We start from the raw sequence: 25,956 nt of genomic DNA on the forward strand, positions 1-25,956 counted from the left end.
CCGATGCTGCCAGGCGGGTTGTGCAACACCGCCCCGAGGGGCACCATACCAACCCCGGACTCCAGTTATGACTGGTAGAGCTTTGGGGAGCACGTCAGTGGGTCGAGCCCCGTTTCCTACCCAAAGCGCCCCACGCTGGACCCAAGCGCGCTTCCCACGAGAAGGCCGTTCCGCCGGACGTTACCCGGTTTCCCTTGTTTATGGTGCTTTGGGAGGATGGTGCGCGACGCAGTCGCGAGCGGACCAGTCTCGTGCGCCGTTTCCCTTAAAAAAGGGGAAGAAAGGGGAAAACTGTTCCGCACGACAGCGCAGATTTACGCTTTAGAGCCGTGAGAGGCTCTGTAAACAGCGCCTTCAACGAGAGTGGCAAAGGGCATCAGAAAGGGAGAAAATTCTTCCAGCCGATCTCAAAAGGGAAGCCGAGCGGCAATCTCCGGAAATCCTTGACGGACGATCGTCAGCAGCAGTAAGTCGGAAACAGCGCATCCGTGTTTCGCGGGTGAGCTCTGAGAAGACGAGGCGGCTCTTCGGAGCCAGCGCCAACGCTAACTACGGTCCGCGGACCGAGCAGGCGAGCGCATTTGGATCCCCGCTCCGGCGGGGTTTTGGGCCCACTCTTCTCGGAGGCGCAGATGCGCAAACCTCTTCGTTCATCGACTTCTCTTTCCCGCCCTAACTTTGATGCGATCCGGCTCGCTATCGAGTATGTAGCGCCGCGGCGCGTGTGGAAGCGACGTCGCCAAACTCGCAAGCATGGCCAAGCGCAAATCCGAAAGCTTGCGGCAGGCATTGACCGGCACGGCTTCAATGTCCCTCTTATAGTGGATGACGAGCTGGCCCTGGTTTCGGGCCATCCCGTCGGTCAGCGTCAGCAAATGCGCGCGGTCGACCAGCATCTTCTCGGCCGACCAAAGCGTAGGGCTGCCCGCGAAGCACCTGAACCCGTCGACCTTCGGCTCAACGGCGCGAAGGATTCCACGTCATCTGCTCCTGCGACTCATCGACGCGCCCGGGCACGAACGGCCGAAGTTCAGTTCCTCTGTCGCGGTCCACTGCGACTGACCGCGGCTTATCGCTGTGATCAGCTTGCCAGCGGCGGAAACGATCTCACCGGCGGCGAGCAACTACCGAGCCGGATAGACGTGAAAGAAGCTGAAGCGCTAACGCCGGTTTTCGACTGGGCGGCTATCGAAAACGTACTGCCGGAGCTGACGGGCGCAGAAGCTCGCAACAGATCTGGAGCTTTGGTTGCAAGCTCGCTTTCAGGAATTAGCTGGTCGCCAATGATCCAAAATACGGCCATTCACCCCCTCCACTAACGCAAGCCAGACAGCATCAGGTGGATTTGCGCAATTGCATCTGCGGATCGTCGAGGATGATGAGATCGCCGCCCCGCCCGGTCAGCGTGCCTTCGATCGACGTCGCCTTCCGGAAGCCGCCAGCCGATGTGTAAAATTGAAGGGAGGCGGCTCGTTTGCTGATCACGGTTGAGGGGAACAGGTGCCGGTACCAAGCTGATAGCATCACCTGCCGCGTCTTCTGCCCGAGGTCGGCCGCAAGATCCTGATTATAGCTGATGACGATGATCCGCCGGGTCGGGTCGATGCCGAGGAGGAAGGCCGGCAAAGCCACGGAGATCATGATCGACTTGGTCGGCCGCGAAGTCGCCATGTTTGCCCGTCGACGAGAAATCCTTGGTCTTGAGATTGTAGGGCGGGTCGGTGAGGATCTGACGGATCTTGGCCTCGCCGATCAGCCGCTGGATCGTGGCGGGGTCGGTGCTGTCACCGCAGAGCAGCCGGTGGCGGCCGCACAGCCAGAGGTCGCCGGTGCGAGTCACCGACCGCTTTGCGTGGTCGGGCAACGCCGTGCTGTCGAAGTCGGAAAGCTTCGCCGTCCGGGCCCGACCAGCCATGGTGTCGATCTCAGCAATTTCGAAGCCGCTGTCGGTCAGCTCGAAGGTGGGCTCGGTAAGCTTCAGCTCTTCGAATTCCAGAACCAGAGCGGCTTCGTCCCACTCTGCCTCTTCAGTCACTTTGTTCTCGAAGATAGCAAACAGCCGCAGCTGCTCTTCGGTCAGGTGGGATATGCGAATGATCGGGACCTGATCGAGACCTAGCATCTCGGCCGCCGCAAGCCGCGCATCGTAGATCAGCCGTTTGCGGCTGTCACGGGGCGGCGGCGAGCCGTCGACCTTTGTCCGAGAAGCTGCGGAATGTGATCGAGTAGCGCTTCCCGCTATCCATCTCCGCGATGCTGTGCTCCCAGATATGGCGAACCTCGCCACTCAAATGATAGAGCCCGCGCGGCTCCAGTGGCAGCGATATACGCTGCCAGCGGTCTTCCTCTTTGCGACGAAACCGCATGGTCGCGGGAACTCCTAAAGAAAGCCCGACGACATGCTCGTAGATTGGCCGATCCTTGTGCCAGCCTATCCCGGCACCAGGATCGTAGCGGATCATTAAGGCTTGCGTGATCTCTCCGGATAAAAGACCTGCAAACGCCTCGGCGCGCTCCCGCACCGGTTGAAGCCAGTCCGGCAGCGGCTCTCCGCGGCTCAGCGCGCCACTCGCGAAATCATACTTCCAGCCGAAGCTACGGGTGAGCCGCTTGCCCGTCCACTGCTGGAACCGGAAAGGGGTGAGATCCAGAGTGTCTATGGCCGCAATCAGCGCTTCTTCCTCTTCGCGCGTAATGAAGTGGGGCTGAGCCGCGAGCCCCGGTACGGGCGGGACTTCGAATAGGTCGAGCATCGATCAGATCGCCAGCCGTTGCTGTTGCGCACGCGCCGGCTCGATAACGAACGTGCCGGCGGGATGCGTCACCAGCATCTCGCCTTCGGTCAACGCATGGTCCAGCCATGCCATGTGCCGGTTACGCCGGATGATCGCGCGAGTGGCACCGGCGGGTGGGGTCAGCCACTTTTACGACAAGCTCGTCGACGGCATGGTCGCGCGTGGCTATCCCCGCCGGGCACAGGCGGAAGGCCCTCCTGCGCTCGCACTTCGTTGATGGTCATCCAGCCGGCATTGAGGGCGGCCGTGTAATATGTTGACCGGCCCTCACTGTCACCACTTCGGTCGAATATCCGCGCGATTTCGCCGAGCGGACCTTCAAGCAGATCGAGGGGTTCGGCTCCTACGGCTTTCCTGAGAGCCACGCGGCGAGCTTCGCCAAAATCGCGTACGCGTCGTCCTGGATGAAGCATCACCATCCCGACGTCTTCTGCGCGGCTCTGCTGAACGCACAGCCAATGGGGTTCTACGCACCGGCGCAGATCGTGCGGGATGCGCGTGAGCACGGCGTCGAGATCCGCCCGGTCTGCATCAATGCGAGCCGCTGGGATTGCACGCTGGAGCCGACAAGCGGCCGCTACCTGGCGGTTCGCCTGGGTCTGCGGCAGGTGCGCGGGCTCGCCAATCTCCACGGAGCTGCGATCGTCGGCGCGCGTGGGCAAACGCCCTACGGCTCGGTCGAGGAGGTCTGGCGGCGTGCCGGTGTGCCGCGCGTCGCGATCGAGCGGCTCGCCGAGGCGGACGCGTTCGGAAGCCTCGGCGAAGGGCGACGGCAGGGCTTGTGGAAGGTGAGGGGGCTCGGCGAAGCGCCGCTGCCGCTGTTCGCGGCTGCGGATGCGCGTCAGGCGGCGTTCAACTCGGAGGGGCTGGAGCCCGTGGTGACCCTCCGGCCAATGACTGATGGCCGGGAGGTGGTCGAGGATTACCGCTCCACCCAGCTCTCGCTCAGAGCCCATCCGCTAACCTTCCTGCGGGATGATCTTGCCCGACGCGGCATCGTCTGCTGCGCGGATCTTGCCCGGATCAAGGATGGGCGGCGGGTGGAGGTCGCCGGGATCATTCTCGTTCGCCAGAAGCCCGGCTCGGCCAAGGGTGTGCTGTTCATCACGATCGAGGATGCGACTGGCATCGCGAATGGCATTCTCTGGCCGGACCGCTTCGAGGCGCAGCGGCGCACCGTCATGTCGGCGTCGATGATCGGTATGCGGGGGATCGTTCAGCGCGAGGGCGAGGTGATCCATGTCATCTGCAAGCGAATCGTCGATCATACGGTGCTCCTGGCGCAGGTCGGCGCGATGTCGTTCCCGCATCGGCCGGGGCGCGGCGATGGTGCGACGCACCCCGGCTCACCCGATCGTGGCGACCCCGGTTGGCAGCCGCGCACCAAGGACGGCTATTACCGGCCGTTCCGGACCGGCGCCGACCCCGAGGACGTCGTGCGGGTCAAGACCCGTGACTTCCGGTGAGCCGGTCGCCCTCGCGTCACCAGCGCATCGTCATCGAACTCTCGCTCCGGATACTGCGTGCTGCGATGACGCGGTCGGCGCAGGGCAGGGTGGACTGCATTGAGGTCCGTCTAGCGCTCCGCTGCCTGCTCCATCATTGTCCCGAACGTTGGCCGTTCGCGTTGTTCTGGGATGCGGCTGCCAGCGAGAACGATATCGGCCGCGCGCAGGGGTGCACGGCCGCGTTCAACGGAATCGTGCGGCAGCTTCGGCTCGGAGGCGCAGCGCATGAGGACGAGGGCGGCTCCTCGCGATGAGCTTCATTAAGCCACTTAGCATTCGACCACGTCGTGTACTGATCGGCATCAGTCTTAGCGCTCGCGGCGCAACCGGAGCCCACCCCGCACATTATCATGTCGACCCAATTGAGGTACGCCGATGACCGATCAAGACGGGGCGCCGCGCCCTCTACCACTCATCGACACGGCCAGTGCGGGCGATAGGCCCGCCTCGACCGTTTTGAAACCAGAGGCGGGCCCACAGCCGGCTTCCACAAAGGAAGTATTCGGCCGCGGCCTGCTGCTCATTCTGGGCGAAATGGCCCAGTTGGTAATCGCCTTCGTGCTCGCGATATGTGCGATCGCGTGCTGCGCGGCTCTCCTTGTCAAGCTGAATGACGCCATTCACTTCATGGGCGAAGCTTTTGTGATACCACCGATCGTCGGTCGAGCACTCGGCGGTTTATTGGCGCATTCAGCGACCTTCCTCGTCATCTGCCTCCTGCTGGCCATCTTTGGCATCAAGGTCCTCGATCTCGTCGTGCGTGTGCTCAAGCGTCGCGCACGACTGGCAGAGCTTGGCTATTCACCGAGGTGACCCGCGCCGCTAAGCGCAGCTGCTCGCGGCGCTAAGGGGACATGGTCCTGCGCCGCAGGGAAAGTGTTACGTGAAAGCGGCTGAATTGCGGGACCTGATCGTGCAGCGCCTCGCTAGAGAGGATGGCGGCGGCACGATCCGCTGGCGGAGAGCACTGGGTGAACTGTGGGTCTATTCGCGATCCACACACGCGCATTGCAATTGGGACGTTCGCCCGACCGGATCCATAAGACACACCGCCGCAGTCCAGCGAGCGGCCGACATCGTACGCTTGGCTCATCCTTTTGTGGAGCCAGCTGCGTACCTCGGCGCAGACAATTCCCCGGACCTACCGCTTCGACCGGGTGGGCATGGAAATCGGGCGGCTTGTTCGCCATCCAGTTCAGAAATCGCTCGATCGGCGCGGCACTCGTCAGGTCATCGCGTGACATCCTGGCGAGAGCGTGATTGTCGAAGCTGGCGTGACCCAGACCCGACCATGACGTTCCCTTGCGCGAACGCTTGCGAGGAGTCGCGCGTCCTACATCAGGGTAGCGATGAGAGGCGGCGGCAAGCGCTTTCATCTGTTTGGACGCTCGTTTGAACAGACCGGTCTCGACAAATTCGGAGGCTCGTACCTGATCGAGCCGCCGCTTCTTCCGCATATTTAAGTCGCGGGGCTGATGCGACCAACTGTGTGAATACGAAAATGTTCGGATCGATCACCGCTCCTGAAACGCGTTTTCGCGCAATCGTGTAATAGGCGTCAGTACATAAGACAGCACCGAACGTTTGTCGCCGATCAGGCTTACATCGGAAACCATTCCTGGCCCAATCGGCAGCGGTCTGCCGTCCGCATCGGTCAATTGTCCGTGCGTCTGGACGCGAACCTCGTAATGGATTTCGCCCGTTTTCTCGTTGGCGACCGCATCGGGCGAGATATTGACGACACGGCCGTCTATTGCGCCATAGATCGCATAATCATAGGCGCTGATTTTGACGCGCGCTGGCTGCCCTACCGCGACGAACGCAATGTCTTCAGGTCGGACCTGAACCTCTACGGTGAGCGCGCCATCTTCGGGCACGATTTCGACCAGCGGATCGCCGGGCCGCACCGATCCGCCGACCGTGGCGACCATGACCCGATTGACCCGTCCCGCGAGCGGCGCGCGGACCTCCGTCCGCCTCATCTTATCCGAGAGCGCGGGCAATTGCCGGCGTCGTGCCGCCAGATCGGCGCGCGCGGAGGCGAGATCCTCCGCCGCTTTCGCGCGCCAGTCCTGTCGGGTTTGCGTGAGTGTGGCGCGCGCTTCGGCGACGCCGGCGCGCGCGCGGGCCAACGCCGCCGCCGCCGCATTCGCGTCGGCGGCGGTGATCGCAAGCTGGTTTTCCGCCTGGACGAGGGACAGGCGCGGCTCGATCCCCCGCAGCACGAGCGGGCGTATCAGATCCGCCTCCGATCTGGCCGCATCCCGTGCCGCGCTCTTGGAGGCGAGGGTCGCCTCGGCCTCGGCGACCGCGCGCTGGGCCTGCGCGATGCGCGCCTCGCCCGCCGCCGAGAGGCTCGCGAGATCGGCCTGCCGCGAACGGTAGAGCGCCTCCTCGATACCGACCGCCTCGGCCGCGTCTGCCGGGAATAGCGGTGGATGCCCTCCGACCTCGCCTTCCAGCCGGGCGACCTTGGCGGTCAGCGCCTGGACGGCCGCCTCTCCGCTGCCGAACTCGGCGCCGGTGGCGGTGCGATCCAGGCGGATGAGCGGCTGCATCGCCTTCACGCGATCGCCCGCCTTGACGAGGATCTTCTCGACCACCCCGCCTTCCAGATTGGAGACGACCTGCAATTGCGCGGTCGGCACGACCCGACCGACGCCATGGACCGTCCGATCGAGCCTGGTGAACGTCGCCCAGCCCAGCGCCACCACGAAGAAGCCGACGATGCTCCAGAGCAGGATGCGGGACGCCTGCGACGGATGAAAACGTATCGCCAGGTCCTCGAGAGAGTGGGGTGCGGTGGACATCAGGCGGCCGCCACGCCTTGAGGGCCGGCCTCCGCCCCCCCGCCGGCGGCCGCCGCGCGCTGCCGCGCCAGCACGTCGTCGCGGGGGCCATCGACGATCACGCGGCCCGCTTCCATCACGATGATCCGCGTCGCCAGCCGCATCAAAGCGGGGCGGTGCGTGATCAGGATCATGGTGCGTCCGGCGACCTCATCCACGAGCCGATCGATCAGCTGCGCCTCGCCCGGCCCGTCCATCGCGCTGGTCGGCTCGTCGAAAATAATAAGGGAGGGGCGGCCGGCCAGCGCGCGGGCCAGCGCGATCGACTGGCGCTGGCCCCCCGAAAGCCCTTCGCCCCGATCGGTCAGCTTCAGATCATAGCCGTTGGCGATGCTGCCGATATGATCGTGCGTGCCGGACAGGCGGGCGGCACGCAGCATCTCCTCCTCATCGATATCGGATCGGTCGAGCAGGATATTCTCGCGGATCGTACCGGAAAGCAGGACGCTCTCCTGCAGGGCCGCGCCGATTTTGCGCCGCAGGGCCGTGGGATCGAACTGGCGGATATCGGTCCCGTCGATCTGGACCACGCCCTCGGCCGCCTCGTGCAGACCGAGCAGCAGCCGGGCGATGGTCGACTTGCCGGAGCCGACGCGCCCGATCAGGGCGACACGCTCGCCCGGCTCGATCGAAAACGTCACGCCGCGCAGCGCAGGCTCGGCAGCGCCTGGATAGGTGAACGCTACATTCCGCAGGCCGATGCGCCCGGCGATCGCGCCGGGGCGAAGTCCTTGTCCCTCCGGGCCTTCCAGCGGCTTGCGCATGAAGGCGTCCAGCTGGCGATAGGCGGTGCGGGTCGCCGTCAGGCGGCTGAGCAGCTGCGCGATCTGGGCGAGCGGGCTCACCGCCCGGCTGGTGAGCATGGACGAGGCCACCAGCGCGCCCATCGTCAGCCGGTGATCCACGATCAGCGTGACCCCGAGGATTACGACGCCCGCATAACTCAGCGTATTGGCGGCCGCGACCACGTTCATCCCGATCGCGGACACCATCCTTTGCCGGAGCGCGTGATCGGCTTGCCGATCGATCGCCCCGATCCAGCGGCGTGCGAGCAGCGGCCCGGCGCCGTTCGCCTTGACGGTCTCGATGCCGCCAATCGTTTCGACCAGCACCGCCTGCTTGGTGATCCCCTCGGTCATGGCCTTGCCCGCCAGCCGCTCCAGGGTGGGGCGGGTGAACAAGGCGGATGCGATCACGATCGGCACCGCCGCGAGCGGAACGAGCACCACCCACCCGCCGATCACCGCGATGATCGCCAACGTCAACAGGATGAACGGCACGTCGACGAGCGCGCTCAGCGTTGCCGAGGCGAAGAAATCGCGCAGCGATTCCAGTTCGCGCATCAGCCCGGTCAGTTGGCCGGTCGATCCGCTGCGAAGCGCAAGACGCATCGCGAGCAACCGGCCGAACATTCGCTCGCCTATCTCGCGGTCGATATTCGCGCCGGCAATGTCGACAAAATAGGCGCGCAGCCCTCGGAGCAGGAAATCGAAGACGACCACCACCGCGAGCCCGATCGACAGGCCGACCAGCGAGGCAAGCGCGTTGTTCGGCAGGACGCGGTCATAGACCGTCATTGCGAAGATCGAGCTGGCGAGGCCGAACAGGTTGATCATCGTCGCGGCGACGACCACGCGGATGTAGAGGCCCCTGTTGGCCCACATCGGCGCCGCCATCCACGAGGCGAGGCTCCGGCTTTCGGCATCCGCTTCCGGCTTCATCGCCTGCCTCCCCGCGGTGTCGCATCCGCCACGTCGATCCCCAGCGTGTCCAGCAGGCGCCCCGTGCGTGACAGCAGGGCATATTGGGCGGCATCGCGATCCCCGAGCCCTTCGATATAGGCGGTCGCGGCCCGGAACTCGGCATCGTCCGCTTCCAGTACATCGAACAACGTGCCGCGCGCGAGCCGGAACCTCTCGGCCAGCATCTCGCGCGAGCGGCGCGCGGCGACATAGCTTGCCTCGAGCGCGGCGATCTGACCGTCCAGCGCGCGGACGTCGGTCCATGCGATGGCGGCGTCGCGTTCGGCTTCCTCGCGGATGCGCTGGGCGCGCGCGGCCGCCGCATCGGCCTGCGCATCGGTCTGACGGGCGCGCGCGATCAGCCCCATCGAAAAACGCTGCCGCACGGTGATATGTGCCCGGACGTCATAATCCCGCCTGTCCTCGAAGACGCCGTAGCGTCCCGCATCGACCCCGGCGGACAGGCTGGGATAGCGATCCGCCTTCGCGGCGCGCGCATCGGCATTGGCGCCGGCCGCCTGTTCCTCGGCCGCGCGCACCATCGGCAGACGGTCTGCTGCGCCGCGCGCCATGTCGATGCTCGCCAGCGTCGGCGCGGCGGGCGGTGCACGCCCCAGCGTCGGCGGAGGAAGCGTCCCCGAAAGCTCCTGGAAGCGCGCCTCCGCATTGGCGAGCTGGCGACGATAGCCGGCGGCGCGCGCGGCGGTCTCAGCCAGCGCGCTGTCCACCCGCAGCAGGTCGCCCTCCGCCGAATAGCCGCGCTCGATCCTGACGCCGAGATCGCGTCGCAGCCCCTGCTGCCGGGCGACATGCTGATCCGCCAGCACGATCAGCGCGCGGAACGTGAAAACGTCATACCACGCGGCGACCATCCGCAGGGCTGCCTGATCGGCCGCGACATCGATCCCGGCGGCGGCGGCACGCAGCCTTGCGCTCGCACCACCTATCCGCTGCGCGGTGGCGCCGAAATCGAACAATGTCTGGGTCAGGCTCGCGCTGACGTCGGTGCGGCTATTGGCCCGCGATCGTTCGTAGACTGTGTCCGGATCATTCGAGAAGCCGCGGGCCAGGACGCGCGCCGAATAGAGCGAGACATCGGCGGTTGGCAGCAACGCGGCGCGTGCCTCGAGATGTGCGCCCGCCGCCGCCTTCTCGTTCGCGATCGCTTCCCCCAGCGAGGGATGGCGCAGGACCGCCGTCGACACGACTTCCGCGAAGGCGGCGCCGGACAGAGTGGGACGGGCGAGAGCCAGGATGGGATCGGGCGCCGGCTCGGCTGCCGGATCGGCGAGGGCGCCCGCCGCGCCGGCGATGGCCACGCCGCATGCGAACGCGATCCGGATCGGGCGTCCGAAATCTGTTCCCCTCCACCACCGCTCCGCGTCCGGTTGCATAGGCCGCTGACGATACCCCACCCGGCCCTCACATCGGGCCGAAACCGGGCTTATCTGGCGATCCATCCAAAGCCAAGCCAAAATCGCCGAATGTGAATGGCTCGTTTCCGAAAATGGCGGAAATAGGCGGCGCGGATGGGCGTCCCTTCGTGTGCAAGCGGCGAGGGGAATCTCGAAACCGATTTATTACAAAGGGATGAGTCCAGGCACTGCGCTGCGCGGCTCTCCGAGAGCTGTATCGAAGAGTGAATGTTTGGTTAATGACATTGCTGGTTTGGATGGGTTATGGACCCGTAATAACGAGTCGTGTTCATGTTGCTTTGATTTGGGGGAGGCAGGCGATGTCAACGCTCACCGACGATCTGCGGGCAGAGGTCAACAGCTTTTTCAACAGCATAACGGAAACTGCGCTGGATCAGGCGCTGGGTGTCGACGTCCCGCTCGTCGGGCACACCGTGCAGGACGCGATCACCGGCACCATTCCATTCTTCAGCACGATCAAGTCGGCCATCCTCGGCGCGATCGACAGCGTCGACACCGCCACATCGGCCGAAGCGATCGCCAGCGCACTCGACGCGCTCGATGGGGTGGAGGCGACCGCCAGCGGCGGCAAGGTCCTCATCCATATCGGCGCCAGCGACAACTTCTCGCCCGCCGCGCAGCAGTTCGACCTGGCAGCCGGATCCAGCGCGCTCGGCATCAAGCTGCACGGCAGCGCCGGCTATGCGCTCACGGCGGGGCTCGATGCCAATTTCAGCTTCGACGCCGAAGGCACGCACGCGCTGACGATCGTCGACAAGGGCACGGACGAACTTAGCCTGGGCATCGACGGCAGCCTCGACCTGAACGGCAAGGGCGATCTCGGTTTCCTAGACATCGATGCGACCGACAAGCTCGCCACGCCCGAAATCGCGCTGAAGGCGGCAATCAACTTCGCGGACGGCCAGAACGTGACCGCGCTGACGGCGGCGGACTTCACCACATCGATCAGCGGCGACGCGAACCTCGATCTGGGCCTTTCTGCCGGTCTCCTGACCGACGAGACCAGTCTGATCCCGAAGGTTCTGACCGATCTCATCATCAATTATCACGTCACCGATTTCGATCCGTCCTCCGGCCTCTCGGCGCTGGGCGCGACGCCCACCATCCAGCTCGCCAACATCCAGCTGGATCTGGGCTCCTTCGTCGACTGGCTGTCCGACGTGTTCAGCCCGCTCATCAGCGACGTGTTCGGCGAATTTCCGCTCGGCGATCTGCTGGATGCGGTGACGACGCCGCTGCCGGTCATCGATGACGCCAGCCACGCGCTCAACCTGATGCAGGTGTTCGATCTGGTCGGTCACGACGACATGATCACGCTGCTCGATCTGGCGGCGGCGGGCGGCGCGAACAAGGACGTGCTTAATGCCTTCGCGGTCGCCTTCAACTTCATCAAGGGCATCAACGATTCCACGGGCGCCGGCGAGGCCGATCATGTCGATCTGGGCTCGATCACGTTGCTGGGCGACGCTCCGGGAATGGGCTTCGCGGCGCTGGACGCATCCGGCCCCGACTACACGCCGCCCTCGGACGATCCCTTCGGCAGCGCCCTTGACGGGCTGGCCGACACGCTCGGCGGCAATCCGCCCGCACCTAAGAGCGGCCTTGGCGGCCTGCTCCAGCCGCTGGTGGACACGCTCAACACCGTGGGCCTTTCAATCCCGCTGCTGACAGACCCGGAAGGTACGATCGTGCCATTGCTGCTCAACAGCAGCAGCGCGCCAGTGACGCTGATCCAGTATGACGTGCCCGCACTCACCTACGATGCGAGCTACGAGCAGTTCTTCCCGATCATCGGCCCGATCGGCGTGTTCTTCGGCGGCAATTTCTCGGCCGGGGTCGATGTCGATTTCGGCTACGACACCAAGGGCATCGCGACCGGCAATTTCGCGGACGGCTTCTACTTCACCACCGCCAAGCTGCCGACGCCGAAGATGGTGGGCGACGAGCTCGCTTACTATGCTCCGGCGGGCCTTGTGGGAGCGGGTGTCTATGCGTCCGCCGGCATCAACGTGGGCTTCGCATCGGCGCAGGTGGGCGGCGGCCTGACCGCCGATCTCGAAGCCTATTTCCCGAGCGCCGACAGCAACGGCAAGCTCTATCTCGCCACGATCGGCGACGGCGGCTGCATCTTCGATCCGATCCACGGCGAACTTGGCGTGGAGGTATTCGTCAAGGCCAAGGTCGGCTTCGGGCCATTCAGCGTGTCGCGCAAGTTCGACATTGCCGACGTGACGCTCGCGGAGTTCAACTTCGGCTGTCATGGCGATGCAACCGATCCCGGCTTCGGGCTCGCCACGCTCGGGCCGGCGGGCGGCGTCGCGCCCGGCGTGCTCGCAATCAATGCGGGGACGCGCGCCGACGATCGCTCGATCCAGGGCAAGCATGGCACGGACGGCGCCGAAGCCTTCCAGGTTCGCAACGCCTATGACGATCAGGGCCACCTGATTCCGGGCCAGCTCGACGTCTCCGCGTACAATATCAACGAGCATTATGGCTCGGACGGTAACGTGCCGACGTTCATCTACGCGCAGATGGGCAATGAGCGCGACACGATCGTGATCGCCGCCGATGTGACGCAGAATGCCCATCTCGAAGGCAATGGCGGAGACGATCTCGTCGTAGGCGGCGCCGGCAATGATGAGCTTTATGGCGACGATGGCGAGGATCATCTGATCGGCGGCGCCGGCAACGACACATTGTTCGGCGGCAATGACGACGACGTTCTCGAGGGTGGGTTGGGCGCCGACATCATCGACGGCGGCGATGGCACCGATCAGGTCACCTACGAACATTCGGCCGAGGGCGTCACCTTCAAGTGGGGCACGGTCAACGGCCGCGACGGCTTCGTCGGCACGGGTGGCGAGGCGCAGGGCGATGTACTTTACAGCGTCGAATATCTCATCGGCTCGCACTTCGACGATGAACTGCACGGCAATCCGAACCAGTCGAACACGATCGAGGGCCTCGACGGCGACGACCGGATCTACGGCGGATCGAAGGACGATTTCCTGCTGGGCGGCGGCGGTGCGGACCTGCTCGTCGGCGGCGCCGGCACCGACTCCACCAGCTATGCGACGTCGAACGGCCTGGTCTACGTCGATCTGGCGACCGGCCGTGGTTATTTCAGTGACGCGGCGGGCGACCAGCTCGACAGCATCGAGAACGTCCAGGGATCGTTCGCGGGCGACGTGCTGATCGGCAACGCTTCGGACAACGTCCTCGACGGTTGGTTCGGCGACGACACGATCGAGGGCGGCGGCGGCCACGACACGATCTATGCGGGCGCGGGCAGCGACATCGTCTATGGCGATGCCGACGGTGATGTGATCGACGGCAATGGTTCGGCCGACACGATCAACAATCCCTCCGCGCTCTTCACGCCGGGACGCGATCTGCTGAGCTACGCGCTGGTTTCCGGCCGCGGGGTCTCGATCAACCTGCATGACGGCAATGGCGACGACAATACGGTCCGCTACGTGCTGCCCGACGGGTCGGTCTTCAATTCATTCGAGGATCTCGACGGATCGAACCAGAATGACAGCCTTACCGGCGACGATCAGTACAATGTGATCCGCGGCCTCGATGGCGATGACAGCATCTCGGCGCTCGGCGGTGACGACGACATCGTCGGCGGCAGGGGCGCCGACGCGATCAATGGCGGATCGGGCCGCGATCGCGCCGATTATCGTTCGTCCGCACTCGGCGTGATCGTCGATCTCACCGCCGGGACCGGCAGCGCCGGCGACGCACTGGGCGATACGCTAACCGGCATCGAGAATCTGCGCGGATCGGACAAGGCCGACACGCTGATCGGCAATGCCAACATTCCGATCTTCGGGATCGACGGCAACAACGAGATCGATCCAGGGCTGTCGCGCGGCGGCACCGATTATGTCGACGGACGGGGCGATCCGGGCAACGATGTCGACACGCTGGTGCTCGATTATTCGCGCGGCGATACGGGCCTCGGCGTCACTGGCGGCTTCGCCTATGTCGGCGCGACCAGCGGATCGTTCCAGAGGCTGACGACGGGCGGCGCGCTGCTGGACGGCGTCAATTTCGACAATATCGAACAGATCCGCGTTACCGGCACCGCCAGCGCGGACACGATCCAGGGAGGCACTGGCAACGACACGATCAGCACGGGCGGTGGTGACGATTATGTCGACGCGGGCAGTGGCGCGGACTGGGTCTCCGCGGGCAAGGGCAGTGATTTCGTCAATTATTCCGAGGCCGCCACACCAACGGTGTTCTCGCTCGATGGCGGGCTCGGCATCGATACGCTCTCGATTACGACGGGGTATAGCGGCGCTTTCGGCGGTGGCGGCTATCGCGGTGACGTCACGCTGACGGGTGGTGACGGGACGAGCGAATTTTCCGGCATCAACCTGATCCTGCCGGATACTGGCGGCTCGGCGCGGAATTTCGAGATATTGCGTGATGTTTTCACCGGCGACGGCAACGATGTTGTCACCCAGCCGGGCCGTTTCGACAACAGCTTCAATACGGGCTTTGGCAGCGACGTCATCACGCCGGGCCTCGGTCTCGATTATGTGAATGGCGGAATGGATTTCCCCGGCGGCACGGTGGTCGAACCCTTCGCCAATTACGGCCGTGTGTTCCTCGATTCCTATCCCGAGGCGAAGACCATCCTGCGCGCCGCCGGTGATCAGCTCGTGCTGGATTACAGCCACTCCACGGATGCGGTGATCAGCGCGGTCTCCACCTACGATACGGGCTGGGTGATCGACAGCTACTATCTCGGCACAGGGCAGGACACAGTCGACAGCATCCGCTCGAACGAGGGCAATTACAGCTCCGGCAACGACAGCGTGACGTTCGAGAATATCGAGCGGATCTCGGCCGTGGGTTCGGCGCATAACGACCTCCTCGTCGGCACCGACCTGGCGTTCGGCTTCAACCTCACGATCGACGACGGCTATGGCCGCGCTACGGGTTCGGAAAGCCTGCGCGGCGACGACTATCTCGACGGCGGCGACGGCAATGACGTGCTCATCGGTGGATCGGGCGACGACACGCTGATCGGCGGAAACGGCGACGACATTCTCGCCGGTTCCAACAATGGTCGCGGCCAGATCCCGGATATTAACGAGATCGATCACCTGACCGGCGGGGCGGGGGCCGACACCTTCGTGCTCGGGTCGATCAGCGGGCCGCTCTACCGCGATTTCGCATCGGGCTATGGCACGCCGCTCTTCAATTCGGAGCTCGTCTCCGACGACAACCGCGCCATCATCACCGATTTCGACAAGGCGGCCGACAAGCTGGCGCTGTGGACGAGTTCCACTCATGTCGACGCGGGCCTCTACCGGAGCGAGGAGCATGACGGCTCGACATTCATTTACTATCGCGACGGCATCTCGGTCACCGGCGCCCCCAATCCGGCGGCGGACGAGCTGATCGCCGAACTGGTCGGCGTCACCGGCTTCGATCTCCACGCCTACTATGTCGATTACCGGACGGACTTCTCCGATCTGCTGCAGGCGCCCGCCAATGCGGATCTGGTCGCCGACGCGACGACGGCGAGCCTGGCGAGGACCGCCGACGTGTCGGCGCTGACCGCCGATCTGTCGCCTCTCGACGCCTCATGGGTCACCCAGACCGGCGATGCGGACACGCTCAAGAGCGCTCTGTTCGGCGGCAGCTTCTCGCCGCTCGGCCAGGGGACGCTCACGATCGAGGGAAATTCGGCTGGCTTCGGCACGTTCTCGGGCGATCCCTTCGGGCTCGGCTCGGGCATCGTGCTCTCGACCGGCGATGTCAGCGATCTCGCCGGCCCCAACCTGATCGACGGCGGCACCGTGAAGTCGCAAACCGTCAACCTCACCTTCCAGCAGGTCGCGGCGTTCACCGCGGATGGCGGCGCGACCATCTATCGCGCCGATCTCTCCAATCTCGGCTTCGACATCAAATCGCTGGTGCTGGGAGACAGCGCTTCCGGCTTCGGAGGCAGCGGCGGCAAGGCGAGCGGGTTCGATATCGACGCGCTGGTGCTCAGCACGCAGAAGGTCGACAGCTTCGCCACCCGCGCCGATTTCAACAATACGAGCGTACTGTCGCACCTGGATGCGTTCGGCTTCAACACGGCCGAGACGCGCTACGATCCCGGTACGCAGCGCGCGGGCGGCGGCAACTTCCCGAATGCCTCGGATCTGCTTGGCGCCGTCAACAAGATGCCCGACTTCGGGGAAGCGACGCTCGGCGTGGCGGATGCCGACGGCTACGCGGGCACCGGCGATCTGACGCTGGGCGATGCCGGATCGATCGGCTTCGATCTGCGCGACGGCGTGCCGAGTGACGGGCCGCTCTATCTCTACGTGGTCGAATCCGGCGACGTCGCGGGCGAGAAGCTCACGGGTGGCCTCACCGCTTCGAACACGCGACTGGATGCGCCGACCGATCTCAGCACCGATCTCGGCCTGCCGGGCGGCGATGACGATACGGTATCCCTGACCTACACCTTCACGCCGACCGACATGGCCGGCCATACGGACGGCACCGTCACCGATATCGCGCTCGACTTCGTCTTCTTCTCCGAAGAGCTGATGGAGTTCGCGCAGTCCGAATATAATGATGATTTCAAGATCATGCTGAACGGCGTGAATCTCGCCCGACTCAGCGACGGATCGTTTGCGAGCGTCAACACGCTGGCGACGCCGGCCGCCGGCCCCGATGCGGGCAGCGACATCTTCAGCCTCCGGACCGACATGCAGGGCTCGGACCTGATCTACAATCCCGCCCTCACCGGGCCTTCCGCCGCCGAAACGCGCGCGGATGCCTACAGCAAGGTGCTGCACTTCACCGGCGCGATCAACGTCGGCCAGGAGAATGTGCTGACGATCGAGGCGCGCGACGTGCGCGACGGCCTGCTGGACTCCGGCATCCTGATCAAGGCGGGCAGCCTCTCGGCCGAGACGCACGCCACCTTCTCGATCGATCGCGACGGTACGCCGCTGGACGAGGGCGATATGCGCACGGTCGGCTATCATGTCGTCCTGCCCGGCGGCGCGACCGCATCGAGCCCGGTGACGATCACGTTCGATCCCACCGCTGGCCTCGATCTCGGCGCGGGCGCGGGCGTCGCGGTGACGCGCACGGTCGCTGCGGGCGGTCCTTATGACGGCACGTTCGACATGCTGGCCTTGCCCGACGGCAAGAATGACGGCGAGCGGACGGAGTCCGTGTCCGTCGCAGTCTCGGGTGGAGGCATCACCGATCCTGTCGCGCCGCTGGGCGTGCTCGTCGACGACAGTATCGAGACGCTGACCCGCACGATCGGCAACGCGCCCGAACGCTATAATCGCACCCAGCCCAATGCGTGGCACGATGCGTGGACGGCGGACGGCATCACGATCACCCACACGGCCGACCATACGATATCGACGCCCGCCTACAGCGCCGTCGATTTCGGGACGCTCAATCCCGGTATCCTTTCGGGTAGCGACATGCTGGCCGGCGATCTCGGCGTTTCCGGCATGGCGGGCGCCATGACCAGCACCCCGCAGGACATTGGCGGCACGGAAGCGCTGCGCTTTGAGTTCGCCAGCGGCGGCGTGACCAATTTCGAGATCGATTTTGCCCGCTTCGAATCCGGCGATTCCGCGCTGCTCCAATTCTATGACGCCGGCGGTGCTCTGGTCCGGAGCGAAACGGCCGGTGGCGCCAGTCTCGACGTCTCGGGCCTGCACGATGTCGCATCGGTGGTCGTCAGCGCGGCTGCGGGCGCCTTCATGGTCGACAGCGTGACGGTCGGCGAGGTCAAGGAAGCCGTCACATCTATGTCGATGACGGCGTTCGATACGGGCAATGGCGATCCGGCACTGATGGCCGTTGCCTTCTACGATCATCCCCAGCAGCTGAACGCCAATCACGAGCTGATCCCGCTCTGAGCCGGACGACGCGTCGCCGCCCGCGACCGGTGCATGGTGCGGGGCGGGCGTCTCGGAGACTGGAAATGAAAAGGCGGAGCGGGTTCCTCACCCGCTCCGCCTCACTCGTTCGGGCCCTGGAAAGAACCCGACGCCGTCAGGCCGGCTGTCCGATCCGCAACAGCCGCTGCGTTCGACGAAGCGATCCGCCGACGCAGCCGAAGCCCACGATCATCATCATCCAGGTCGCCGGTTCGGGCACGGCGCCATTCGTGTCGCGCCCGCCTGCGACATCGATCTGCTGCTCTAAAGTGGCAAATGGCGCCGACGTCGCGTTGACATCGAACGAGGCGATCGAAAGCGTGACCTGGCTGATGGCCGTGTCGCTGATGAAACCCAGATAGGCAGCCGACCCGCCTTTGGCCGTCAGCGACGCCGTGGCCCCGCCATTGAGGGCGATGGACAGCGTTCCATCGATATAGTTGAAATTCTCATCCGCGACGCCGCCGAACAGGCCGAGCGCCGTGATCGGCGTGGAGAACGTGAACACCAGCGCATTGCTGTCGATCTCCGTGGAAACCAGATTCCCCGCACCGTACACGTTCGTGCCGGGCGCGGTTATGGTGAGCGGGCCGACGCTGTAGCTCGGCGCGTCATACGATGCGCCCAGATTAAACGTCAGGGTCGATCCGCCGCTGGTCGCCGCCACGAAGTCGGCCCGGTTCGAGAAGGTCTGGGTGATCGTGGCGCCGGCCGCCACCGGTGTACCCGCAACGATCATCGCCCCGACAATCCAATGCGTTATCTGCCGCATCCGCATCATTCGTCCTCCCTACAAAACGCTACGGGGTCTGGCTTTCGACCTTGCCGAAACGGCAGTCGACAGCTCCTAACGGATCGGAAACCGTCCGCCGATTTTTCATACATCATCCAATCCAAAAGCACGACCAAAAAAGGTCCGAATTCGGTCCGTACTTCGGTTGGCGAAAGCGTCAGGAAATCGTCGCCGGGCGGGTCGTTGCGAGGATGTCGGCGGCCATGCGTTTCGCCGCCGCCACCGGGTCGTAGCGGCCATATCGCAGGCGTATTTGGGCGCAGGCGGCGGCGATCCGCGGATCGGTCGTCAGCGTGTCCAGCCCCTCGGCGATCGCGGTGCCGCTCGGCTTCCGCGGCATCACGGCCAGCGCCGCACGGATGAGACAGGAGGCCACCAGACCTGCCTCCAGCGTGTCCGGAAAAACGAGGCTGGGTACGCCGTGCCGCAGCGTGGCGGACGACAATCCGTGCCCCGCGCGACCCACCAGAACCGCCGCTTCCGTGAGGATCGCATCGATATCGACCGGTTCCGGACTATAGTGGATAGAGGGTGGCAATGCTTGGGGCGGCGTGCCTTGCGCATGCCAGATTGCCGGCCATCCGCGCGCGCCCAGTAGCTCGATCAAGGCCGTCGCAGCGGGATGTTCGAAGGGCATATAGAGGAAAGTCCGCGGCCCGTCGCCGGTCGGCCAGGCCGGTCGGGCGGTGCCGCCGAAGCTGAGCAGCGGCCCGTAATAAGCCCGCCCCGCGCGCGTCCCCGCAAAATCGAGTTCCGGCCAGGAGGTCAGAAATTCAATGCTTTGGCCCAGCAATCCGGCGATGCCCCCCACGGCCGGACGATCAAATCGACTCAGTGTCCCCTCAATCGCGGCATCGATCTCCCGATCGGGGTCGTCATCCGGGCCGGCAGGCGCGACCGTCCTCGATATCAGCCGGGGCATCGGCCTGATCGCGGGCGGGGCGGAGAAGGCGGTCCCTATCCGAACGACGGGAATTCCGGCGATATGCGCGGCGAGCAACGAGACCGGCGCATGTTCGGCCACGATCATGTCGGGTTTGGCCAGATCGAACAGGACCAGCCACGCCTTGACCAGCGCCTCGATCGCCTGCGGCTCGGCGAAGCCGGCATCCGCGATGACCTGGCCGTAGGTGATCGTCGCGGTCCGCCGGGGCGGGCGGCGCAAGTAGAGCGGCGCCTGTATTACGCGGGCGAAGCGTGGGTTCGGCAGTGCCGCGACCGTGACCAAATCCTTCGCCGCAAGCGTCACCGTGTGGCCCGCTTCGACAAGGGGCGCGGCGAGCGCATCGAGCATGGCGACATGCCCGTATCGCAATCCCAACTCCCATGTGGCGAGAATGTCCGTCATTCCATGGGGGCCGTAACATCCTCGATCGAAGCTGGACTGACCATACCAATACCATGCCGTATCTCAATCCGGGGAAAGGCGGGCCGATCCGCGTCGATGCGCGGAATTGCACTCGAAAATTCCGCGACGCGCCGCCGGCCGCAATATTCCGGCGCCCAGCGTTCCACTTGGCCGGTTAACCATTATTCACAGTTCCGCATCTACTGACCGAACCAATCCTCCCCTATGTGGGAAGCATACGAACGGCATTTTGCGAGAAATGCGCGTTGGCAGCTGAGGGTCAGGGCGTTGGAGCATCTTCTTCATCTCGATCACAACACGGCCCGACCGCTCTATCTACAGCTCGAGGAGCAGTTGATCGAGTTGATCGAAAGTGGGCAACTCGCGGTGGGAGACAGCCTCCCACCAGAGCGCAAACTTGCCGAAGCTCTCGGGATCAGTCGCTCGACAGTTCAGCAAAGCTACGCGATACTGCGTGAACGGCAGTTACTGGCCGGACAGGGCCGACAGGGTTCGATCATCCAGAACGAAGCTGCGCGGTTGCGCCCAGGTATGGATCGCCTGCGCGGGTTCACGGAAGAACTGGAAAAGCTGGGCCGCAGACCCTCAGTGCGCGTCCTCGAGTGTCGCATTGTGGAAGATCGTTCGGTCGCGTCGCTGTTCGGTCTTCCTTCGACGGCTAAATTCCTGCGATTGGTCCGGGTACGACTAGGCGATGATGTGCCATTGTCGCGCGAATCCGCCTGGTACAGCCTCGAGGCCGCGCCATTCCTTGCCGATGCCGACCCGACCCAATCAATCTACGGCCAGCTCGCTGCCAAAGGCCTGCCCCCAGCTTCGTGCGATCAGACGGTCGAAGCGACAATGCCGAACCAGGAAGAAGCCGAGATTTTCGGCTTCGAGCAGCCATTTCCCTGTTTGCTGATCAAGCGCAAGACCCACGCGCTTAGCGGCGTGATGCTCGAATATGTCGAGGGCACTTTCCGCGGCGACGCCTATGTCTATCGCCTCAAACTGGACGCCTGAGACCGCGATTCAAGGCGCCAGGCAATCGAGATAGGCGCCGATATAGGCATTGATCCCCAATGTCAGCGATCCTCCAACGCGCGGATTGATCTCCAGAAGGACGGGCACGTCGCCGGCGATCTTGAAATCGATGGAACAGGTCCCCGAATAACCGAGGGCCGTGAGCATCGGCTCGAAAGCGGCGAGCGCCGGGCGGGGATCGATTTCGCGGCTCTCGATCGGTGCGTTCGCGCCGCCACGAACGAGGCCGGGACCTGCCATGCGATGATGGAGCGCCCAGGCGAAGCGGATTCGGCCCCGATGCCGGATCGCGTGGAGCACATATTCGTCGGCCCCCGGCACATAAGCCTGATCGAAGAGCGCCGGATCATGATGGGCGGGAGCGGGTCCCTGGAAAATCCGGGCGCCGCGCCCGAACTCGTCACGCCGCGGCCGGCGTATCAGTGGAAAAGGGAGATCGCCCACATCGCCTACGGCGGGGATGTGACGTTCGAAGCCCGCTCTAATGAGATGGCGAGCCAACTCGAGCTTGTCGTTGCAGAGCGCCACCACGTCATCCGCAGGGCGCAGGAAGCGGCGACCTTCCAAATCCGCCCGCGTTGATAATATCTCGTAATCCGCCAGTCCGAACGGCACAACCGCATCGAAGGCATCGAGATCGACATGCTCCAGCGGTGCGAACGACCCGGCATATCGGCTCGGGTCGATCCGCTCGGCGATGAGCGGCATCCAGGCGAGATGTTGGGCAAAGAGAATTTGAACCGTCATCCGTTCGTCCGCTCCAGGGGGCGAACGGGTTTGGCACGTCGGCGAAGGAGGATCATGCAGAGGATGGCGCAGCCCGTCATTGCCGCTGCCGACGAACTCAATGGGCCGAAAGCCTCGCCCTCGACGAACAAGCCTGCAAAGATCTGACCGGCGGCGATCCCGAGCGGCAACATGGCCCCGGCGAGGACGACCACGCGACCCGAATGATCCGCTTCCGCCGCCGATCCCAGATAGTAAGGCACCAGAAAAGACCAGAAGAAGAGGATGGCCGGAACGGCGATCCCGAACGGCCCGCCGACGCTTCCGACGAATGCAAGCGCCAAGCTTGCGGATCCCGCGACGAGTGGGAGCACGCGACCGATGCGATCTGCCAACAGGATCGCGAGAGCCGCACCAGCGATTCCCGCCAAGCCGGCGACGGAAAGAACGTACCCGAGATCGACGTCCCCGATACCGCGAGCCCGCGCGGTCAGCGCGACAACCGGCCAGATCGCGCCAAATCCCGTGGCCAAAAGAAAGATGCCGGCGAGCCCGGGCAGCATTGAAAGGATGTCTCCAAGCACGACAGGCGGACGCTTCTGGCCTTCCTCTTCCATCTTGTGCAGGAAGCCCGCGCATGCCGAGGTAAGCAGCAGGAAGATCAGGAGCAGCGCGAAGATCCCGAAGTGCGGAAATCGCAGGTGCGCCCCAGTTGCCGATGCGAGCAACAATGCGCTGACGATCTGGTTCGAGAATACGACGATGCCGAATGCTCGGTCTGGACGGGGGGTCCGTGCGAGCACCGCGATCGCTAACCCATAGAGGGCGCCTTCTGCGAGCCCGAGAACAGCCCGTGCCGGTATGATGATCGAGATATTACCGGTCAGAAAAGCGAGTTGGGCTCCAATCGCCGTGACGATCGCCATGACGGCGAAGGCGCGATCGCTGACCCAGCCCATCATTATCGGCACAAGCATCATTGCCACGGTCATTGTCGCGAACTCGACGGCGACGAGCCTCAGCGCGATGGTGAGTGGAAGGTTAGCTTCCAGCGTCAGAGCAATTATGATCGCCGGCGTGATAGCGCCAAGGACACCGGCGGGGTTCGTTAACATCGCCGTCGCGATGAGTTGAAGCCATCCATTACAAGTTGGTCGCAAGCGATGCTCCGTATCCAGCTTTTCGCCGAGGACCTACGCTATCGAGAGGCCGACACTCAAGGCTGCGTAAGGCACAATCGACTTTAATCAACTCTGCCACCCATAAGGAACTTGCTGTATATGGTCCGGAGATCAAGGCGATCCTTCGGACATTTAGGGCATATATGCGAGAGATCTGAACGCTCATTTGACCCGAATGCGGACATCAAAGCAGCTTCTCCGCTTCCCGGAACCGGTCGTTCATTCACGCGACCTGCGGACTAGCAGAAGGGCATCATATCGGAAATTCCCGATACATATTGCAGCGACCAGAAACATCGGGTAATTCCGATGTATGGAAAATGGTTCGGCGATATCCGCTTTGGCGGCTCTTGCGCATCCGACGCGCCTCGACGCCTTCCGGCTGCTGATCCGTCATGAGCCCGACGGACTGCCGACCGGCGCATTGGTCGAAGCCAGCGGTCTGAGCCAGAGTACCTTTTCGACCCATCTCGCAGTGCTGGCGAAGGCTGGTCTTGTGAGCGCTGAAAAGCGCGGACGTCAGCAGATACAGCGTGCGAACGTCTCGGCGCTAGTCGCGCTGATGACCTTCCTCGCGAAGGACTGTTGCCAAGGCCGAGCTGACCTGTGCGAGCCGCTGCTCGCCGAACTCATATGCTGCTGAAAGATCACGGCGTGATCGAAATCATCATCTATCACAATCCTGAGTGCGGCACGTCCCGCAACACCCTCGCTCTGATCCGGAATGCCGGTGTCGAGCCGCATGTGATCGAATATCTGAAGACGCCGCCTGCGCGCGGGCTGCTCATCGACATGATTGACCGCGCCGGACTGACACCGCGCGCCCTGCTGCGCGAAAAGGGCACGCCTTATGCCGACCTCGGCCTCGGCGATGAGGCTTTGCCGGATGAGGCGATCATCGATGCGATGATGGCGCACCCGATTCTCATCAACCGGCCGCTGGTCGTGACGCCGCTCGGCGTGAAGCTCTGCCGTCCATCCGAGGCGGTGCTGGACATAATGCCCGCGCAGCAGCTCGGCGCGTTCGCGAAGGAGGATGGCGAGCAGGTGATCGACGCTGCCGGCCGTCGCATCCAGTCGACGTGAGTTCGCGCGCGATCTTCGCCGAGGCGCTGGGCTGCCTGATGCTGTTCGCGACCGTCGTCGGCTCCGGGATCATGGCGGAGCGTCTGGCCGGCGGCAACATGGCCGTCGCCCTTCTGGGCAATACGCTGGCGACGGGCGCGATCCTGTTTGTCCTCATCACGATGTTCGGTCCAGTGTCCGGCGCGCACATGAACCCGGCCGTCACATTGGTCATGCGCCTGCGCGGTCATATCCGCACCGACACGGCGCTGGCCTATGTCGCTACGCAACTTGTTGGCGGCATCCTTGGGGTGTGGCTGGCGCACCTGATGTTCGACCTGCCGATCCTCCAGCTTTCCACGAAGCTACGCTACGGGCCCGGACAGTGGGCCGGGGAAGCGGTCGCCACATTCGGGCTGATCCCGACGATCATTGGCACGATGCGGATGCGGCCGGACAGCATCCCGGCCAGCGTCGCGCTCTACATCGTGGCCGCCTACTGGTTCACCTCATCGACCAGCTTCGCCAACCCCGCCATCACCGTCGCCAGATCGCTGAGCGATAGTTTTGCGGGGATCGGACCATCCTGCGTTCCGGCGTTCGTCATCGCGCAGATCGTCGGCGCAGTCGCCGCGCATCTCGTAAGCGGGATCATCTTCCCCAGCCTTCAAGAGGAATTTGCGTGAGCCGCATACGCGCCCTTGCAGAACCCGATCATCTTCCCGCGCTCGATCCCGCTTACGCGATCAGGCAACCGGCGCTCGGTCTCGGTGACGACCAACCGCCGCCGCGCATCCTGCTGCTCTACGGCTCTCTTCGTGAGCGCTCCTTCTCACGTTTGGCGGTCGAGGAGGCGGCACGTCTGCTCCAGTTCTTCGGGGCCGAGACGCGCATCTTCGATCCGTCGGACCTGCCGCTGCCCGACCAGGTAGCCGGCGACGATCATCCCGCCGTCCATGAGTTGCGAGAGCTGTCGATGTGGTCGCAGGGGCAGGTCTGGTGCAGCCCAGAACGGCATGGCCAAATCAGCGGAATCATGAAGGCACAGATTGACCATCTGCCGCTTGAGATGAAGGGAATGCGCCCAACGCAGGGGCGCACGCTTGCGGTCATGCAAGTCTCGGGCGGTTCCCAATCGTTCAACGCAGTGAACACGCTTCGACTGCTCGGCCGCTGGATGCGTATGTTCACGATCCCGAACCAGTCGTCGGTGGCGATGGCCTACAAGGAATTCGACGACGCGGGCCGCATGAGGCCGTCCAGCTATTATGACCGGATCCTCGATGTAATGGAGGAATTGGTGCGGATCACCGTGCTGATGCGTCCGCACGCGAGCCAACTTGTCGATCGCTATTCCGAGCGGAAAGCGGCAGGCCTTCTGGTTCAAGCAGAGGATCACTCGGCAATCGCAATGCGTCGTGGTTGAGGCGCCGGTCTTCGTTGGAAGGCAAAGCCAGCTCAATACCCGCGAGGGGTCGGCGTCGTGGTGGAAAGACCCAATCCCGGCCGCTCAACGAGCTTAAGGCGGCACCAGA

The 25,956-nt window shown here is 64.2% G+C and carries 18 protein-coding genes and 1 pseudogene; 9 read left to right on the forward strand and 10 right to left on the reverse strand.

The genetic code is table 11. The features are described 5' to 3' along the window. The first annotated feature begins 632 nt into the window (after window positions 1-632). On the forward strand, window positions 633-1,319 hold the full coding sequence (locus DI605_RS11125) for a hypothetical protein (RefSeq protein WP_293973428.1): 687 nt from the start codon (window positions 633-635) through the stop codon (window positions 1,317-1,319). A 16-nt stretch (window positions 1,320-1,335) separates the two neighbouring features. Here the strand turns inward: DI605_RS11125 and DI605_RS11130 are convergent, their stop codons facing one another. Genes DI605_RS11130 through DI605_RS11140 form a run of 3 tightly spaced genes read right to left on the reverse strand, consistent with a single transcriptional unit; the run spans window position 1,336 to window position 2,753 of the window. Beyond that, on the reverse strand, window positions 1,336-1,632 hold the full coding sequence (locus DI605_RS11130; RefSeq protein WP_293973431.1) for a hypothetical protein: 297 nt from the start codon (window positions 1,630-1,632) through the stop codon (window positions 1,336-1,338). After that, the gene (locus tag DI605_RS11135; RefSeq protein ID WP_293973434.1) at window positions 1,568-2,122 is read right to left on the reverse strand and encodes a hypothetical protein; all 555 of its coding nucleotides are present in this window, start codon (window positions 2,120-2,122) and stop codon (window positions 1,568-1,570) included. The genes DI605_RS11130 and DI605_RS11135 overlap by 65 nt, the downstream gene beginning before the upstream one ends. 46 nt (window positions 2,123-2,168) lie before the next feature. Then, complete coding sequence (locus tag DI605_RS11140) at window positions 2,169-2,753, reverse strand: alpha-ketoglutarate-dependent dioxygenase AlkB (RefSeq protein ID WP_293973437.1); 585 nt, start codon at window positions 2,751-2,753, stop codon at window positions 2,169-2,171. A gap of 332 nt (window positions 2,754-3,085) precedes the next feature. Here DI605_RS11140 and DI605_RS11145 point away from each other — a divergent pair. Continuing rightward, a pseudogene (locus DI605_RS11145) lies at window positions 3,086-4,261 on the forward strand (OB-fold nucleic acid binding domain-containing protein); the annotation flags it as partial. Between the two features lie 417 nt (window positions 4,262-4,678). Continuing rightward, window positions 4,679-5,116, forward strand: coding sequence for a hypothetical protein (locus tag DI605_RS11150; protein ID WP_293973439.1), 438 nt, complete (start codon window positions 4,679-4,681; stop codon window positions 5,114-5,116). A gap of 701 nt (window positions 5,117-5,817) precedes the next feature. Here the strand turns inward: DI605_RS11150 and DI605_RS11155 are convergent. The 3 genes from DI605_RS11155 to DI605_RS11165 are packed head-to-tail and all read right to left on the reverse strand — an operon-like array spanning window position 5,818 to window position 10,213. Continuing rightward, window positions 5,818-7,113, reverse strand: coding sequence for an HlyD family type I secretion periplasmic adaptor subunit (locus tag DI605_RS11155; RefSeq protein ID WP_293973442.1), 1,296 nt, complete (start codon window positions 7,111-7,113; stop codon window positions 5,818-5,820). Beyond that, window positions 7,113-8,873 carry an ATP-binding cassette domain-containing protein gene (locus tag DI605_RS11160; protein WP_293973445.1) on the reverse strand — a complete coding sequence of 587 codons (1,761 nt, stop codon included), beginning with the start codon at window positions 8,871-8,873 and terminating at the stop codon, window positions 7,113-7,115. The genes DI605_RS11155 and DI605_RS11160 overlap by 1 nt, the downstream gene beginning before the upstream one ends. Beyond that, entirely contained in the window at window positions 8,870-10,213 is a 1,344-nt protein-coding gene (locus DI605_RS11165; protein WP_293973447.1) for a TolC family protein, read from the reverse strand. Before DI605_RS11165 ends, DI605_RS11160 begins: the two co-directional genes overlap by 4 nt. A gap of 416 nt (window positions 10,214-10,629) precedes the next feature. Here DI605_RS11165 and DI605_RS11170 point away from each other — a divergent pair, with 416 nt between their 5' ends. Continuing rightward, window positions 10,630-18,240, forward strand: coding sequence for an S-layer family protein (locus DI605_RS11170; RefSeq protein WP_293973450.1), 7,611 nt, complete (start codon window positions 10,630-10,632; stop codon window positions 18,238-18,240). 136 nt (window positions 18,241-18,376) lie between these two features. Here DI605_RS11170 and DI605_RS11175 read toward each other — a convergent pair whose 3' ends face one another. Together DI605_RS11175 and DI605_RS11180 are read right to left on the reverse strand one after the other, a co-directional pair. Continuing rightward, window positions 18,377-19,000, reverse strand: a complete 624-nt coding sequence (locus DI605_RS11175; RefSeq protein WP_293973453.1) for a PEPxxWA-CTERM sorting domain-containing protein — start codon at window positions 18,998-19,000, stop codon at window positions 18,377-18,379. 211 nt (window positions 19,001-19,211) lie between these two features. After that, window positions 19,212-20,402, reverse strand: a complete 1,191-nt coding sequence (locus DI605_RS11180) for a hypothetical protein (protein WP_293973455.1) — start codon at window positions 20,400-20,402, stop codon at window positions 19,212-19,214. Between the two features lie 288 nt (window positions 20,403-20,690). Here DI605_RS11180 and DI605_RS11185 point away from each other — a divergent pair, with 288 nt between their 5' ends. Then, window positions 20,691-21,428: a GntR family transcriptional regulator gene (locus DI605_RS11185; RefSeq protein WP_293973458.1), complete on the forward strand. Its 738-nt coding sequence runs from the start codon at window positions 20,691-20,693 to the stop codon at window positions 21,426-21,428. A 9-nt stretch (window positions 21,429-21,437) separates the two neighbouring features. Here DI605_RS11185 and DI605_RS11190 read toward each other — a convergent pair whose 3' ends face one another. Continuing rightward, window positions 21,438-22,196: a hypothetical protein gene (locus tag DI605_RS11190; protein ID WP_293973461.1), complete on the reverse strand. Its 759-nt coding sequence runs from the start codon at window positions 22,194-22,196 to the stop codon at window positions 21,438-21,440. Then, window positions 22,193-23,290, reverse strand: coding sequence for a hypothetical protein (locus tag DI605_RS11195; protein WP_293973464.1), 1,098 nt, complete (start codon window positions 23,288-23,290; stop codon window positions 22,193-22,195). The genes DI605_RS11190 and DI605_RS11195 overlap by 4 nt, the downstream gene beginning before the upstream one ends. Before the next feature lie 379 nt (window positions 23,291-23,669). Between DI605_RS11195 and DI605_RS11200 the strand changes: the two genes are divergently transcribed. The 4 genes from DI605_RS11200 to arsH are packed head-to-tail and all read left to right on the forward strand — an operon-like array spanning window position 23,670 to window position 25,847. After that, entirely contained in the window at window positions 23,670-23,999 is a 330-nt protein-coding gene (locus DI605_RS11200; protein ID WP_293973466.1) for a helix-turn-helix transcriptional regulator, read from the forward strand. 11 nt (window positions 24,000-24,010) lie between these two features. Further along, window positions 24,011-24,442, forward strand: a complete 432-nt coding sequence (gene arsC, locus DI605_RS11205) for an arsenate reductase (glutaredoxin) (RefSeq protein ID WP_293973469.1) — start codon at window positions 24,011-24,013, stop codon at window positions 24,440-24,442. Further along, window positions 24,439-25,107, forward strand: a complete 669-nt coding sequence (locus DI605_RS11210; protein ID WP_293973472.1) for an MIP/aquaporin family protein — start codon at window positions 24,439-24,441, stop codon at window positions 25,105-25,107. The genes arsC and DI605_RS11210 overlap by 4 nt, the downstream gene beginning before the upstream one ends. Next, window positions 25,104-25,847, forward strand: a complete 744-nt coding sequence (gene arsH / locus DI605_RS11215) for an arsenical resistance protein ArsH (protein ID WP_293973475.1) — start codon at window positions 25,104-25,106, stop codon at window positions 25,845-25,847. Before DI605_RS11210 ends, arsH begins: the two co-directional genes overlap by 4 nt. Window positions 25,848-25,956: the final 109 nt, after the last annotated feature.

The organism is Sphingomonas sp. (genome assembly GCF_003248515.1).
Lineage (GTDB): Bacteria > Pseudomonadota > Alphaproteobacteria > Sphingomonadales > Sphingomonadaceae > Sphingomonas_I.

Excerpts from the sequence above, each read along its gene's own strand:
- DI605_RS11125 (WP_293973428.1), top strand. The coding sequence starts at position 633 with ATGCGCAAACCTCTTCGTTCATCGACTTCTCTTTCCCGCCCTAACTTT.
- DI605_RS11135 (WP_293973434.1), bottom strand. The coding sequence starts at position 2,122 with ATGCTAGGTCTCGATCAGGTCCCGATCATTCGCATATCCCACCTGACC.
- DI605_RS11140 (WP_293973437.1), bottom strand. The coding sequence starts at position 2,753 with ATGCTCGACCTATTCGAAGTCCCGCCCGTACCGGGGCTCGCGGCTCAG.
- DI605_RS11150 (WP_293973439.1), top strand. The coding sequence starts at position 4,679 with ATGACCGATCAAGACGGGGCGCCGCGCCCTCTACCACTCATCGACACG.
- DI605_RS11155 (WP_293973442.1), bottom strand. The coding sequence starts at position 7,113 with ATGTCCACCGCACCCCACTCTCTCGAGGACCTGGCGATACGTTTTCAT.
- DI605_RS11160 (WP_293973445.1), bottom strand. The coding sequence starts at position 8,873 with ATGAAGCCGGAAGCGGATGCCGAAAGCCGGAGCCTCGCCTCGTGGATG.
- DI605_RS11170 (WP_293973450.1), top strand. The coding sequence starts at position 10,630 with ATGTCAACGCTCACCGACGATCTGCGGGCAGAGGTCAACAGCTTTTTC.
- DI605_RS11175 (WP_293973453.1), bottom strand. The coding sequence starts at position 19,000 with ATGATCGTTGCGGGTACACCGGTGGCGGCCGGCGCCACGATCACCCAG.
- DI605_RS11180 (WP_293973455.1), bottom strand. The coding sequence starts at position 20,402 with ATGACGGACATTCTCGCCACATGGGAGTTGGGATTGCGATACGGGCAT.
- DI605_RS11190 (WP_293973461.1), bottom strand. The coding sequence starts at position 22,196 with ATGACGGTTCAAATTCTCTTTGCCCAACATCTCGCCTGGATGCCGCTC.
- DI605_RS11195 (WP_293973464.1), bottom strand. The coding sequence starts at position 23,290 with ATGTTAACGAACCCCGCCGGTGTCCTTGGCGCTATCACGCCGGCGATC.
- DI605_RS11200 (WP_293973466.1), top strand. The coding sequence starts at position 23,670 with ATGGAAAATGGTTCGGCGATATCCGCTTTGGCGGCTCTTGCGCATCCG.